The 14253-nt window shown below is 73.1% G+C and carries 12 protein-coding genes; 10 read left to right on the top strand and 2 right to left on the bottom strand.

Going from position 1 to position 14253, the window contains the following annotated elements; translation table 11 throughout:
• Positions 1-16 precede the first annotated feature (16 nt).
• On the top strand, positions 17-613 hold the full coding sequence (locus Csp2054_RS17925; protein WP_096897435.1) for a TetR/AcrR family transcriptional regulator: 597 nt from the start codon (positions 17-19) through the stop codon (positions 611-613).
• Positions 614-644: 31 nt separating this feature from the next.
• Entirely contained in the window at positions 645-1382 is a 738-nt protein-coding gene (locus tag Csp2054_RS00965; RefSeq protein ID WP_176491488.1) for a sulfite exporter TauE/SafE family protein, read from the top strand.
• 109 nt (positions 1383-1491) lie between these two features.
• Here the strand turns inward: Csp2054_RS00965 and Csp2054_RS00960 are convergent, their stop codons facing one another.
• Both Csp2054_RS00960 and xylA read right to left on the bottom strand, forming a co-directional pair.
• Complete coding sequence (locus Csp2054_RS00960; RefSeq protein ID WP_096897433.1) at positions 1492-3066, bottom strand: FGGY family carbohydrate kinase; 1575 nt, start codon at positions 3064-3066, stop codon at positions 1492-1494.
• Entirely contained in the window at positions 3063-4253 is a 1191-nt protein-coding gene (gene xylA / locus Csp2054_RS00955) for a xylose isomerase (RefSeq protein ID WP_096897432.1), read from the bottom strand. The genes Csp2054_RS00960 and xylA overlap by 4 nt, the downstream gene beginning before the upstream one ends.
• Before the next feature lie 97 nt (positions 4254-4350).
• Between xylA and Csp2054_RS00950 the strand changes: the two genes are divergently transcribed.
• From Csp2054_RS00950 to glmU, 8 genes are all read left to right on the top strand, one after another.
• Positions 4351-5544, top strand: a complete 1194-nt coding sequence (locus Csp2054_RS00950) for a Gfo/Idh/MocA family protein (protein ID WP_255252549.1) — start codon at positions 4351-4353, stop codon at positions 5542-5544.
• A 51-nt stretch (positions 5545-5595) separates the two neighbouring features.
• Entirely contained in the window at positions 5596-6243 is a 648-nt protein-coding gene (locus Csp2054_RS00945; RefSeq protein ID WP_411897131.1) for a ThuA domain-containing protein, read from the top strand.
• Positions 6240-7376 carry a Gfo/Idh/MocA family protein gene (locus Csp2054_RS00940; protein ID WP_096897630.1) on the top strand — a complete coding sequence of 379 codons (1137 nt, stop codon included), beginning with the start codon at positions 6240-6242 and terminating at the stop codon, positions 7374-7376. Before Csp2054_RS00945 ends, Csp2054_RS00940 begins: the two co-directional genes overlap by 4 nt.
• A 94-nt stretch (positions 7377-7470) precedes the next feature.
• A complete protein-coding gene (locus tag Csp2054_RS00935) occupies positions 7471-8529 on the top strand; it encodes a sugar phosphate isomerase/epimerase family protein (RefSeq protein ID WP_096897629.1) in 1059 nt (352 codons plus the stop codon).
• 161 nt (positions 8530-8690) lie between these two features.
• Positions 8691-9914, top strand: a complete 1224-nt coding sequence (locus Csp2054_RS00930; protein WP_096897430.1) for an ROK family transcriptional regulator — start codon at positions 8691-8693, stop codon at positions 9912-9914.
• Positions 9911-10942 (top strand): NAD(P)-dependent alcohol dehydrogenase, encoded by a 1032-nt coding sequence (locus Csp2054_RS00925; RefSeq protein WP_096897429.1) that lies wholly within the window; start codon positions 9911-9913, stop codon positions 10940-10942. The genes Csp2054_RS00930 and Csp2054_RS00925 overlap by 4 nt, the downstream gene beginning before the upstream one ends.
• A gap of 220 nt (positions 10943-11162) precedes the next feature.
• Positions 11163-12554, top strand: a complete 1392-nt coding sequence (locus Csp2054_RS00920) for an MFS transporter (RefSeq protein ID WP_096897428.1) — start codon at positions 11163-11165, stop codon at positions 12552-12554.
• 224 nt (positions 12555-12778) lie between these two features.
• Positions 12779-14212, top strand: coding sequence for a bifunctional UDP-N-acetylglucosamine diphosphorylase/glucosamine-1-phosphate N-acetyltransferase GlmU (gene glmU / locus Csp2054_RS00915; RefSeq protein ID WP_096897427.1), 1434 nt, complete (start codon positions 12779-12781; stop codon positions 14210-14212).
• Positions 14213-14253: the final 41 nt, after the last annotated feature.

The following is a 14253-nucleotide window of genomic DNA, read 5'->3' as shown; positions in this document are numbered from 1 at the left end:
AGCCTCCGAAGGACCCATGACGACCACGATGCTCACCCCAGTCCACCTCGCCACGCCTGCGCACGCCGCGGCGGTCGAGGCGGCCGACGCCCTGTTCACCGAACACGGCGTCGTCCCGGTGACGCTCGAGGACGTCGCGCGTCGAGCCGGACTGCCGATCCACGAGCTGCACGACGCCTACCCGACCAAGCACGATCTCGTGGTGGCCGTCCTGCAGCGCTGGCACGCATCGTGGACCGAGGCGCTCGACCGGATCGCAACGGCGAGCACGGACCCGCGCGACCAGATCCTCGGGGTGTTCGGCTACCTCGAGGAGTGCTTCGCCGACGAGGGCTGGCGTGGCTGCGCGTTCATCAACCACCACGCGGAACTCGGTCGGCAGGACCCCGTCGTCGCCGAGCTGGCGCGGGACCACTTCCGGCAGGTCGAACAGCACCTGACCCAGCTGTGCAACCGGGCGGGCATCCCGGCGCACATCGCGCAGAACATCCTGCTGCTCGTCGAGGGCGCACGGGTCGACTCGGCGGTGCAGGGCTCGGCGCAGCCCGCCCGCACCGCGCGGCTCGGCGCCGCGATGCTCATGTCCGTGTACGAGACCGACCGCCCCTCCTGACCAGCCCGGGCCGGACGTGTCAGCATCGGGTGTGCTGACCGTCGCGGTGCTCCTGGTCGCCGGCGTCGTCGCCGGCATCATCGGCACGGCCGGCGGCATCACCTCGCTCGTGGCGTACCCGGCGCTGCTGGCCGTCGGGCTCCCGCCGCTCGCCGCGAACGTGACGAACTCCGTCGCGCTCCTCGGCAGCGGTGCGAGTTCGGCGCTCCGCGCGCGATCGCAGCTCCGTGACCGCCCGTCCCCCGTCGGGCGGTGGCTGGCGCTGACCGTCGGTGCCTCGCTCTGCGGTGCCGTGCTGCTCGTCGTCACCCCGGCGCACCTCTTCGACCGGGTCGTACCGTTCCTGGTCCTCGTCGGCGGGGTCCTCGTGCTGCTCGGACCGCTCCTCGACCGACGACGGCCCGAGGCCGCGCGGGCAGGCGCCGCCGCTCCGAGCATCGCGGCCGTCGGCCTCTACAACGGGTACTTCGGGGCAGGCGCCGGCGTCCTCATGATCGCTGTCCTGCTGCTCACCGGCGAGTCGGACCTGCCGCGGGCGAACGCGGCGAAGAACGTCCTGCTGGTGTGCGCCGACCTGCTGCCCGCCGTCGTCTTCGCGGTGTCCGGGCACGTCGTGTGGTCGGCGGCGCTCGCCCTCGGTGCCGGGGCGGTCGCGGGCGGGCTCATCGGCCCGACCGTCGCGCAGCGGCTCCCGCACGCGGTGCTGCGGATCGCGATCGCAGTGTGTTCGGTCGCGCTCGCCGCGTACCTGTTCGTCTCCGGTGCCTGAGCCGTTCGCGGTGTCGGCGTGCCGTGATCGGTCCGGGCGGTCGGTCGCCACGACATCACGACGTGACGACGCCCCACCCGGATCCGTCCGGGTGGGGCGTCGTCGTTCGTCAGGCTGCCGCCGAGCGGTACCGCTCGAGCACCTCGGGGTGCGGGTCCGCCGGGATCGTCGTGGTCGCGACGCTCCATGACGGCAGCGAGCCGCGGAGCGCCCACGCCGCCTGCCGGGCGGCACCCGCAGCGACGTACTCGCCCGGCTCCGGGAGCTCGACGTCGCGGCCGAACACCTGCGCGGCGACGACCCGGACGGCCTCGTTCCGTGCCGCACCACCGATGAGCAGCAGCCGCGAGACGCGCACTCCGGTGCCCTCCACCGCGGCGAGCCCGTCGGCGAGGGCGCAGAGCATGCCCTCGACGGCGGCGCGCGCCAGGTGTGGGCGGTCGGTGGTGGTCGGCGTCATCCCGACGAGGGACGCGGTCGCGTCCGGCCGGTTCGGCGTGCGTTCGCCGACGAAGTACGGCACGAGGACCAGACCGTCGGCTCCGGCCGGCGCCTGCAGCGCCAGCGCGCCGAGCTCGTCGTGGTCGACGCCCAGCAGGCCGCCGACCACCTCGAGCACACGGGCCGCGTTGAGCGTCGTGACGATCGGGAGGCGCGACCCGGTCCCGTCGGCGAAGCCCGCCACGGTCCCGCTCGGGTCCGTCACCTCGGTGTCGGTCACCCCGAAGACGGTGCCGCTCGTGCCGAGGGACACCGCGACGTCGCCCGGGCCCAGTCCGAGGCCGAGCGCTGCCCCGGCGTTGTCGCCGAGCCCCGCGCCCACGACCAGCCCGGCGCGTGCGACCGCGCCGCCGGGCAGCTCGACGTCGCCGTCGAGCGCGCCCATCGCCTCGTCCGGGGCGACCACCCGCGGCACCACGACCGCGTCCGAGTCGCCCGCGGAACCAGGTTCCGGACGCTGCACCGCGCTTTTCCGTGGTTCCGTGTCCGGAACCTGGTTCCGCCCGGTCGATGAGCCGGTCGACGCGCCACCCGACGCGCCGTCCGAGCCGCAGGCGACGCGCAGTCCGCGGCCGAACGCGACCTCGAACAGCTCGGCGTCGTACTCCCGGCGCACCGGGTCCCAGTACGCCGTGCCGCTGGCGTCCGAGCCGTCGGTCGCGAGCGCGTCGAGGTCCGGTCCGAGCGGGCTCTCGTCCGAAGGACCGTACCCGCGCAGCCGCCACGACAGCCAGTCGTGGGGGAGCGCGACGGCGGCGACCCGCGCCGCGTTCTCCGGCTCCGCGTCGCGGAGCCACCGCAGCTTGGTGCCGGTGAACGACGCCACCGGGACCAGACCCGCCCGGACGACCCATGCCTCCCGTCCGAGCTCCTCGACCATCTGCGCGGCCGCGTCCGCGCTCCGCACGTCGTTCCAGAGGAGCGCGTCGCGCACCACCCGGCCCTCCGCGTCGAGCGCGACCATGCCGTGCTGCTGCCCGGCGACCGCGACGGCGGCGACGTCGTCGAACCCGCCGGCGTCCGCGATCGCGGTGCCGAGCGCGTCCCACCAGTGGCGGGGGTCGACGGACGTGCCGTCCGGGTGGGACGCGCGCCCCTCCCGGACGATCGCACCGGAGTCGGCGTCACGGATCGTGACCTTGCAGGACTGGGTCGACGAGTCGACCCCGGCGACCAGGGTCACCGAGCGCCCATCAGGTGCTCGATCGCGAGCTGCTGCAGGCGGACGAACCCGAAGCCCTTGCCGCCGAAGTACGCGTCGGCGTCGAAGTCCTCGAACGCCGAACGGTCGGCGAGGAAGTCGTCGTAGGACTCGCCTGCGTTCAGCGTCGGGGTGCTCAGCTCGTCGACCTTGGCCGCCGACAGCGCCTCCTGCACCTCGGGGTCGGCGCGGAAGGCCTGCGCACGCTCCTTGAGGAGCAGGTACATGCGCATGTTCGCCTTCGCCGAGTCCCAGACGCCCGTGATGTCCTCGGTGCGGGACGGCTTGTAGTCGAAGTGCCGGGGGCCGTCGTACGCGGGGCCGCCCTGCGGGGCACCGTGCTCGAGGAGGTCGACGAGCGAGAACGCGTTCTGCAGGTCGCCGTGGCCGAACACCAGGTCTTGGTCGTACTTGATGCCGCGCTGCCCGTTGAGGTCGATGTGGAAGAGCTTGCCCTGGTAGAGGGCCTGGGCGATGCCGGCCGTGAAGTTCAGTCCCGCCATCTGCTCGTGGCCGACCTCGGGGTTGATGCCGAACAGCTCCGGGCGCTCGAGCGTCTCGGTGAAGGCGATCGCGTGGCCGAGCGTCGGCAGGAGGATGTCGCCGCGGGGCTCGTTCGGCTTCGGCTCGATGGCGAAGCGGATGCCGTAGCCCTTGTCGGTGACGTACTGCGCGAGCAGGTTGACCGCCTCGCGGTAGCGCTCGAGCGCCGCCTGCACGTCCTTCGCGGAGTCGTACTCGGAGCCTTCGCGGCCGCCCCACATCACGAACGTCGACGCGCCGAGCTCGGCGGCCAGGTCGATGTTGCGGAGCACCTTGCGGAGCGCGAAGCGGCGGACCTGACGGTCGTTCGAGGTGAAGCCGCCGTCCTTGAACACCGGGGCCGAGAACAGGTTCGTCGTGACCATCGGCACGACGATGCCCGTCGAGTCGAGCGCGCCCTTGAGGCGGTCGATCTGCGTCTGCCGCTCGGCGTCGGTCGAGCCGAACGCGAACAGGTCGTCGTCGTGGAACGTCAGGCCGTAGGCGCCGAGCTCGTCGAGCTTCTCGACCGCCTCGACCACGTCGAGCGCCGGACGCGTCGGGCCACCGAACGGGTCGGAGCCGTTGTAGCCGATGGTCCAGAGACCGAAGGAGAACTTGTCTGCACGGGTTGGCTGCACTGCCATGGGGATCACCGTTCTTCGTCGAAACAAAATGTTGCCGCGCCCAACATAAGCGGTAGTGTTGACTCTGGCAAGAGCGCGATCGCAAGGGAGCGAACGGATGGCATCGGACCGACAGGCGCAGGATCGGCTGCGTGTGGCGATGGTGGGACACGGCTTCATGGGAGCCGCCCACTCACAGGGGTGGCGGACCGCCCCCAGGTTCTTCGACCTCGGGGTCGAGACGGAGATGGCGGTGATCGTCGGACGGGATCCGGAACGCACCGAGGCGTCCCGCCGGCAGTACGGCTGGCAGGCGGCGTCGACCGACTGGCGAGCGGTGGTCGAGGACCCCGACATCGACGTCGTCGACATCTGCTCGCCCGGCTCGACGCACGTCGAGGTCGCGATCGCGGCCCTGCGGGCCGGCAAGCACGTCCTCTGCGAGAAGCCGCTCGCGAACTCCGTGGCCGAGGCCGAGGCCATGACCGCCGCGGCCGCGGCCGCCCGCGCGGACGGCGTCCGCTCGATGGTCGGGTTCAGCTACCGTCGGGTGCCCGCCGTCGCGTTCGCGAAGCAGCTGGTGGAGGCCGGGAGGCTCGGCACGGTCCGCCAGGTCCGCGCACTGTACCTGCAGGACTGGTTGGCAGACCCCGAGGGCCCGATGACCTGGCGACTCGACAAGTCGCTCGCGGGCTCGGGCTCGCTCGGCGACATCGGCGCGCACGCGATCGACCTCGTCGAGCACGTCACCGGCGCGTCGCTCGCGACGGTGTCCGGCACGCTCGAGACGTTCGTGACCGAGCGTCCGCTCATGGCCGAGGGCGTCGGACTCTCCGGCACGGCGTCCTCCGAACGCGGGCAGGTCACCGTCGACGACGCCGCGTTCTTCACCGCGCGGCTCAGCGGCGGCGCGGCCGACCGGGCGATCGGCACGTTCGAGGCCACGCGGTACGCGACCGGCCGGAAGAACGGACTCACGCTCGAGGTCAGCGGGTCCGACGGCGCGATCCAGTTCGACCTCGAGTCGATGAACGAACTCCGCTTCTACGACGCCACCGCCCCGGCGGGGGAGCAGGGCTTCCAACGGATCATCGTGACCGAGCCCGAGCACCCCTACATGGCCGCGTGGTGGCCGACCGGGCACCTCATCGGGTACGAGCACACCTTCAGCCACGAGGTGAAGGACTTCGTGCAGGCGATCGTCGCCGGCGAGGACCCGTCCCCGTCGTTCGAGGAGGGGCTGCACGTGCAGCAGGTCCTCGACGCGGTCGAGCGCAGTGCGGCCGACGGCAGCGCCTGGACGGTGGTCTGAGTGGCGGACACCAGGAAGGCCCTCGTCGTCCGCGGCGGCTGGGACGGCCACATGCCCGTCGAGACGACGGACCTCTTCGTCCCGTTCCTCTGGGACAACGGGTTCGACGTGCACGTGTCGGAGTCGACCGCCGTCTACGCCGACGAGGCCGTCATGGCGGACGTCGACCTCATCGTGCAGATCGTCACCATGTCGACGATCGCGGACGACGAGTTCGCAGGCCTGCAGCGTGCCGTGCTCGGCGGCGCGGGACTGGCCGGGTGGCACGGCGGGATCGCGGACGCGTTCCGGAACACCGCCGACTACCTCCACATGATCGGCGGGCAGTTCGCACACCACGCGGGCAAGCACCCGTCGGAGCGCACCGGCGAGCAGTCGGACAACTACATCCCGTACACGGTGCACATGACCGAGGCCGGGCGTTCGCACCCCGTCACGCAGGGCATCGAGGACTTCGACCTCGTCACCGAGCAGTACTGGGTGCTCTCCGACGAGTACAACGACGTCCTCGCGACCACCACGCAGGAGGCGCGGGACTTCGACGCCTGGAACCGTCCGGTCACGGCACCGGCGATCTGGACCCGGCAGTGGGGCCAGGGACGCGTGTTCGTCTCGGCGCCCGGGCACCGGCTCGAGGTCGTCGAGTCGCAGCCGCTCCGCACGATCATCGAGAGGGGACTCCTGTGGGCAGCCCGATGAGGGACAGTGCCGCTGCCAGGCCGCTCCGCGTCGGAGCCGCCAAGCCGCTCCGCGTCGGTGTCGTCGGGGTCGGCGTCATCAGCCAGCAGTACTTCGAGCACTTCCCGGCGCTCGACGGCCTCGAGCTCACCGCGGTCGCGGACATCGACGTCGCCCGGGCGCAGTCCGTCGGCGAGGCGCAGGGCGTCCGCGGGTCCTCCGTCGACGACCTGCTCGCGGCGGACGACGTCGACGTCGTGCTCAACCTGACGATCCCGGCCGCGCACGCCGAGGTCGCCACCCGGGCGCTCGAGGCCGGCAAGCACGTGTACGGCGAGAAGCCGCTCGCGATGTCGACCGCCGAGGCGCAGCCCGTGCTCGACCTCGCCCGACGCGCAGGCCTGCGGGTCGGCAGCGCACCGGACACCGTGCTCGGCACCGGCATCCAGACCGCCCGCGCCGCGCTCGACGACGGACTGGTCGGCACGCCCGTCGGTGCCGCCGTGTCGTGGTCCGCACCCGGGCACGAGCTCTGGCACCCGGCACCGGCGTTCTACTACCAGCCCGGCGGTGGCCCCCTGCTCGACATGGGCCCCTACTACCTGACCAGCCTCGTGCAGTTCTTCGGCCCCGTCGTCCGGGTCAGTGGCGCCTCGACCCGCTCGGACCGGGAGCGCACCATCGCCACCGGCCCCGCCGCCGGCACCCCGCTCCGGGTCGACATCGACACGCACGTCGTCGCCGTCCTCGAACACGCGGACGGGGTCGTCTCGACCGTCACCGTCTCGTTCGAGGTCTGGGCCACCCGGGCCCCGCTGTTCGAGGTGTACGGCACGTCCGGCACCCTCGGCGTCCCCGACCCGAACCGGTTCTCCGACCCGGTGACGATCGCGACCGCCGACGACCGCGAGTGGCGCGAGCTCCCCGTGACCGCCGGGTACGCCGACGCCGGCCGCGGCTACGGGCTCGCCGACATGGCGCACGCGATCGCCACCGACCGGCCGCACCGGGCGAGCGGCGACCTCGCGTTCCACGTGCTCGAGGTCATGGAGGCGGTCGCCACCGCAGCCCGCGAGCACACCGTGGTCGACGTGCGCTCGCGCGTCGACCGGCCGGAGACGGTGCCCGCGGGCGCCGACCCGGGATCATGGTGACCACGACGAGCAGCCACACGAGCACGACAGGCGAGGAAGGACGACGACGATGACGACGACGGACGGAACCCCGGCGACGAACGCGACCGGCCCGATGAACGCGACCGGCACGTCGGGCGGGACGGGCGGGGCGGAGACGACCCGCGCCTCCCGGCCGGTCACCCTGTTCACCGGCCAGTGGGCCGACCTGCCCTTCGAGGAGGTGGCGCGCCTGGCGGGCGAGTGGGGCTACGACGGCCTCGAGATCGCGTGCTGGGGCGACCACCTCGACGTGCGGCGCGCCGCGACGGACCCGGAGTACGTGGCGGACCGGAAGGCGATCCTGGAGCGCAACGGGCTGCAGGTCTGGACGATCGCGAACCACCTCACCGGCCAGGCCGTGTGCGACGACCCGATCGACCAGCGACACCAGGACATCGTCCCGGAGCACGTGTGGGGCGACGGCGAGCCCGAGGGCGTCCGCCAGCGCGCCGCCGAGGAACTGCAGTGGACGGCGCGCGCGGCGGCGGCCCTCGGTGTCCGCACCGTCACCGGGTTCTCCGGATCGTCGATCTGGAAGACCGTCGCGGGGTTCCCGCCGGTGCCGGAGGGCATGATCGACGCCGGGTACCAGGACTTCCACGACCGCTGGTCGCCGATCCTCGACGTGTTCGAGGAGGTCGGCGTCCGCTTCGCGCTCGAGGTGCACCCGTCCGAGATCGCGTACGACTACTGGACGGCTCGTCGGACCCTGGAGGTGTTCGCCGACCGGCCGTCGTTCGGGTTCAACTTCGACCCGTCGCACTTCGTCTGGCAGGACCTCGACCCCGCCGCGTTCCTGCTCGACTTCGCCGACCGGGTGTACCACGTGCACTGCAAGGAGTCGGTGAAGCAGCTCGACGGACGCAACGGGCGGCTCTCCTCGCACCTGGCGTGGGGCGACCCCCGGCGCGGCTGGGACTTCGTGACCGCCGGGCACGGCGACGTGCCCTGGGAGCGGGTGTTCCGCGTGCTGAACCACATCGGGTACGACGGCCCGACGAGCGTCGAGTGGGAGGACGCGGGCATGGACCGGCTCGTCGGCGGCCCCGAGGCGCTCGCGTTCGTGCGGCGGCTCGGCACGATCTCCCCGCCGGACGCCGCGTTCGACGCCGCGTTCTCCCGCTCGCGCTGAGCGCGCGCGGCGCCGTGCACGCCGCCCGCGCCCGCCCGCGCGCCGCCCGCACCCGCGCTCGCCGAGACTCGGCCAGGCGGACAGTTCCGCGGTCCCGCGACCGCGGGACCGTCCGCGGAGCCGAGACCCGGCTCCGCCCCGACCACCACCAGGAAGCCCCCATGGCACCGCAGACCGCGCCCGGCAACGCCGCACGGGTCCTCCGCCTCGTGCACGAGGACGGGCCGATCAGCCGCGCCGAGCTCACCCGTCGCACCGGCCTGAACCGGTCCACCATCCTCGCGCTCGTCGGGGAGCTCGCCGATCTCGGGCTCGTGCACGAGGAGGCGCCCCCGGCCGGAGGCCCCGGCAACGGTGTCGGCCGGCCGAGCCCCGTGGTCCGGGCGTCCGCCGACGTCGTCGCCGCCGCAGCCGTGGTCGAGATCGACGCGGTGACGGTCGCGCTCGTCGGGCTCGACGGCTCGGTGCGCGAACGTCGCTCCGCCGCCCAGGACGAGCCCCCCTCGGCGGGGGAGGCCGTGCGCGTCGTCGCCGGACTCGTCGCGGACGCCACCGCCGCCGCGTCCGAGGACGCTCCCGTGCGGGTCGTCGGCATCGGCGTCGCCGTCCCGGGCACGGTGCGTGCCGAGGACGGCACCGTCCACCACGCACCGCACCTCGGCTGGCACGACGAGCCCATCGCCGGGCCCCTCGCCGACCGCACCGGGCTGCCGGTGTCCGCCGCCAACGACGCGAACCTCGGCGCCTGGGCCGAGCGGCTCGCCGGGAGCGCCCGCGGCGTCGACGACCTCGTGTACCTGAACGGTGGCGCCAGCGGCATCGGCGGCGGTGTGATCAGCGCCGCCCGACCACTCGGCGGTGCCGACGGCTACGCGGGCGAACTCGGCCACACCTTCGTCGCCGCGAACGGGATCCGCTGCCACTGCGGCGCGGTGGGGTGCCTCGAGACCGAGGCGTCCCGCGAGGCGCTGACCGACGCCACCGGGACGGCTCCGGACGACCTGACGGCGCTCGCCGAGGTGCTCGCCGAGCGGCGGCCCGAGGTCGAGGCCGTCGTCGACCGCCAAGTTTCCGCGCTCGCGACCGCGCTCCGGAACGCCATCCACACCGTCAACCCGGAGGTGGTGGTCCTCGGCGGGTTCCTCGGCGTCCTGCTCGAGCACGTCGGGGACCGCATCATCGAGGACGTGCGCGCCCAGGCGATGCCCGGTATGACCGACCGACTCCGGATCGTCCCCGCCGCGCTCGGCACCGACGTCCTCACCCGCGGAGCCGCCGAGATCGGCTTCCGCGACCTGCTCCGCGACCCGGCCTCGGTCGCCGCCGCCGGACCACGACCCCAGCACGACCGCGACGCCGCGGTCGAGGAAGCGAGAACCGCATGACCGACACCCAGCGCACGAGCGTGCTCCTCGGCACCGAGGACCTCACGGTCGAGGACCGCCCCGTCCCCGTCCCGGACGCCGGCGACGTGCTCGTCCGCGTCGCCGCCGTCGGGGTCTGCGGCTCCGACGTGCACTACTACCGGCACGGCCGCATCGGCGACTTCGTCGTCGAGGAGCCCCTCGTCCTCGGCCACGAGCTGTCCGGCACCATCGAGGCCGTCGGAGCGGGCGTCGACCCCGCCCGCGTCGGCCAGCGCGTCGCCGTCGAGCCGCAGCGTCCCTGCCACCGGTGCGCGCAGTGCCTCGCGGGCCGGTACAACCTCTGCCCGCACATGCGCTTCTACGCCACACCGCCCGTCGACGGCGCCTTCACCGAGTTCGTGACGATCGAGTCCGAGTTCGCGCACACCCTGCCCGACACGGTCTCGTTCGAGGCGGGTGCCCTGCTCGAACCCCTGTCGGTGGGGATCGCCGCCGTCCGCAAGGCCGGGATCGTCCCGGGGTCCTCCGTGCTCATCGCCGGCGCCGGCCCGATCGGGGTCATCTGCGCGCAGGCCGCGCGAGCCTTCGGAGCCACCCGCATCGTCGTCAGCGACCTGGTCGCCGAACGTCGTGAGCGTGCGCTGTCCTTCGGCGCCACCGAGGTGGTCGACCCGACGGCCGTCGACGTCACCGCCGACATCGTGCCGGTCGACGCGTTCATCGACGCCAGCGGCGCACCCCGTGCGGTCTCCGACGGGATCAAGGCCGTCGGCCCCGCCGGTGCGGCCGTGCTCGTCGGCCTCGGCAACTCCGAGATGACCCTGCCCGTCGAGCACATCCAGAACCTCGAGGTCACGGTCACCGGCATCTTCCGCTACACCAACACGTGGCCGGTGGCGATCGACCTCGTCGCCTCCGGCCAGGTCGACCTCGACTCGCTCGTCACGGGCCGGTACGGGCTCGACGACGTCCGCGCGGCACTCGAGTCCGACACGGACCCGGCATCCCTCAAGTCGGTCGTGTACCCGGGCGGTGCACCCGCCTGAGCGGCGGTGCACCCGCCGTCGCGGTGGGACGAGCGCACCGAGGTGCGCGACCACCGGGCCGGGAGGCGCGTGGCGGCGCCGCCACGCGCCTCCCGGCCGTCCGTGGTCGCCCGCGCGACCGGCGCTGCCCGCTCGGAGCGCCACCTCGTCGTGACCCCCTCGTCATGCTCCCCTCCACTGGGACCACCGGGAGGACACCGGGACGCGCTACGGTTCGGCCATGACCGCGTCGCACACCGCCGTGCCCCCGCAGCGCACCGACCGCCGGGCGCTCGTGTCCTGGGCGCTCTGGGACTGGGGGTCCGCCGCGTTCAACGCCGTGGTGACCACCTTCGTGTTCACCACCTACCTGGCGAGCCGGGCCTTCGTCGACCCGGCGCTCGTCGCCGACACCTCGGCGGCCGGCCGGGCGGCGGTCGAGCGTGAGCTGGCGCACAACGCGGCCGTCGTGTCGACCACCCTCGCGATCGCCGGTGTCGTGGTCGCGCTCGTCGCACCGGCGCTCGGACGCCTGGCGGACAGCACCGGGCACCGTCGCCGGTCGGTGCTCATCGCGACGATCGGGATCGCGCTGTCCATCGGCGGCATGGTGTTCGTCGCGCCGAGCCAGCCCTACCTGTACCTCGGCGCGGCGCTCCTCGGCATCGGCACCGTCGCGTACGAGATCGCGACCGTCGGCTACAACGCCATGCTCGGGCAGGTGGCGCCCGGCGAGCGGACCGGCCGCGTGTCGGCCATCGGCTGGGCAGCCGGCTACTTCGGCGGCATCGTGCTCCTCGTGCTCCTGCTGGTGCTGTGCATCCAGGACTTCGGCAGCGGCGACGTCGCCGGACTGCTGCAGCTCCCGGCCACCGTCGCGACGGGCCAGTGGGACGTGCGCGTCGCGATCGGCATCGCCGCGGTCTGGCTCGCGGTCAGCTCGATCCCGCTCTTCCTCGTCGTGCCCGAGGCGGCGCCCGACCGCTCGCGCACCGGCACCGTGCTCAGCGCGTACCGCGACCTCGGGCGCGACATCGCCCGGCTGTGGCGGGAACGCCGGAACGTGCTCGGGTTCCTGCTCGCCAGCGCCGTGTTCCGCGACGGGGTCGGCGCGGTGTTCACCTTCGGGGGCATCATCGCCGCGCAGGTGTTCGGGTTCTCCTCGTCGCAGGTGATCCTGTTCGCCATCGCCGCGAACGTCGTCGCCGGGGTCGCCACCTTCGCCTCCGGACGGCTCGACGACCGCTTCGGCTCCCGCGCGATCATCATGGTGTCGCTCGTCGGGCTGGCGCTCTGCGGACTCGGGGTGCTCGCCGCCGGGACGTCCGCGGCGCTGTTCTGGGTGCTCGGGCTCACCCTGGCGCTGTTCGTCGGACCGGTGCAGGCATCCTCCCGGTCGTACCTGGCGCGGCTGGCGACGCCCGGTCGGGAGGGGGAGCTGTTCGGGCTGTACGCCACCACCGGTCGGGCGGCGACGTTCCTGGCGCCGGCGCTGTTCTCGCTCGCCGTGACGATCGGCGGCTCGACTCGGTACGGGATCCTCGGGATCGTCGTGGTGCTCGTGGCGGGGCTGGTGTGCACGGCGTTCGTGCGGGCGGAGCCCGGTAGCCGTCCCGCGCGGGCTCGTGGTTGACCGTTCCGCTCGTGGTTGGCCGTTCCGCTCGTGGTTGGCCGCTCCGCTCGTGGTCGGCCGTTTCGCTCGTGGTCGGCCGTTTCGCTCGTGGTCGGCCGATCCGCTCGTAGGAGGCCGTTCCTTCCGGTCACCGACGAGCGATCCGGCTTCCTACAGCAGGCGTGATGGGTTCGATCGCGCACGAGTGTGCCGCGCCACCGGGTGCCGTGCGCCAGGATGGGAGCATGACCGACCAGCGCATCGCCGTCGTCGTCCTCGCCGCCGGCCAGGGCACCCGCATGAAGTCCGCCACGCCCAAGGTGCTGCACCGTCTCGCCGGGCTGCCGCTCCTCGCGCACGTGCTCAGGACCGCCGCGGCGCTCGAGCCCGAACACATCGCCGTGGTGGTGCGCCACGAGCGTGATCGGGTCGCGGCCGAGGTGGTCGAGCGCGCGCCCGACGCCCTCGTGGTGGACCAGGACGACGTCCCCGGCACCGGCCGTGCCGTCGAGGTCGCCGTGCAGGCGCTCCCGACCGACTTCGAGGGCGCCGTCGTGGTGCTGTCCGGCGACGTGCCGCTGCTCGACGTCGACTCGCTCCGCGCACTCGTCGGATCGCACACCTCGGGCGGCAACGGTGCCACCTTCGTCAGCGCGATCGCCCCCGACCCGACCGGCCTCGGACGCGTCGTCCGCGACGCCGACGGGTCGTTCGTCGGGGTCGTGGAGCACAAGGACGCGACGCCTGATCAGCTGTCGATCACCGAGACGAACGCCGGCATCTACGCCTTCGACGTCACCCACCTGCGAGCGGTCCTGCCGTTGCTCACCACGGCGAACGCCCAGGGCGAGAAGTACATCACCGACGCACCGGCGCTCATCGGCGCGCGCGGCGGACGCATCGACGTCGTCACGCTCACCGACCCGTGGCTGGTCGCCGGCATCAACGACCGCGCCCAGCTCGCGGACGCCGCTCGCGAGCTCAACGCCCGGATCGTCCGTCGGCACCAGGTGGCCGGGGTGACCGTGCAGGACCCGGCGACGACCTGGATCGACGCCGACGTCACGATCGAACCCGACGCCGAGATCCTCCCGAACACGCAGCTCGTCGGCGCGACGGCGATCGCGGCCGGGGCCGTCGTCGGGCCCGACACCACGCTCCGGGACACCGAGGTCGGGGCGGGCGCGCACGTGAGCCGCACAGACGCGACGCTCGCGGTGGTCGGCGACGGCGCCACGGTCGGGCCGTTCGCCTACCTGCGACCAGGGACCATCCTCGGGGAACGGGGCAAGATCGGGACCTTCGTCGAGACGAAGAACGCGGAGATCGGCCGCGGGAGCAAGGTCCCGCACCTCAGCTACATCGGCGACACGGTGGTCGGGGAGGACTCCAACATCGGCGCGAACACCATCACGGCGAACTACGACGGCGTCGCGAAGCACCGCACCGAGGTCGGTTCGAACGTCCGGACGGGGTCGCACAACGTGTTCGTCGCCCCGGTTAGGATTGGTGACGGAGCGTACACCGGCGCCGGGACCACCGTCCGCAAGGACGTCCCGGCCGGTTCGCTGGCGATCAGCTACGCCCCCCAGCGCAACACCGACGGCTGGGTCGAGGAACACCGACCCGGCACGCCGGCGGCCGAGGCGGCTCGGCGGGCGCACGGCGAACACATCTGACGGCCCCCGGGTCGATCGACACGGCCCCCAGCGGGTCAGGG

The organism is Curtobacterium sp. 'Ferrero' (assembly GCF_002412165.1).
GTDB lineage: Bacteria > Actinomycetota > Actinomycetes > Actinomycetales > Microbacteriaceae > Curtobacterium.
Note: the sequence above shows the minus strand (reverse complement) of the source record. Positions and strands in the feature narration are given on the sequence as shown.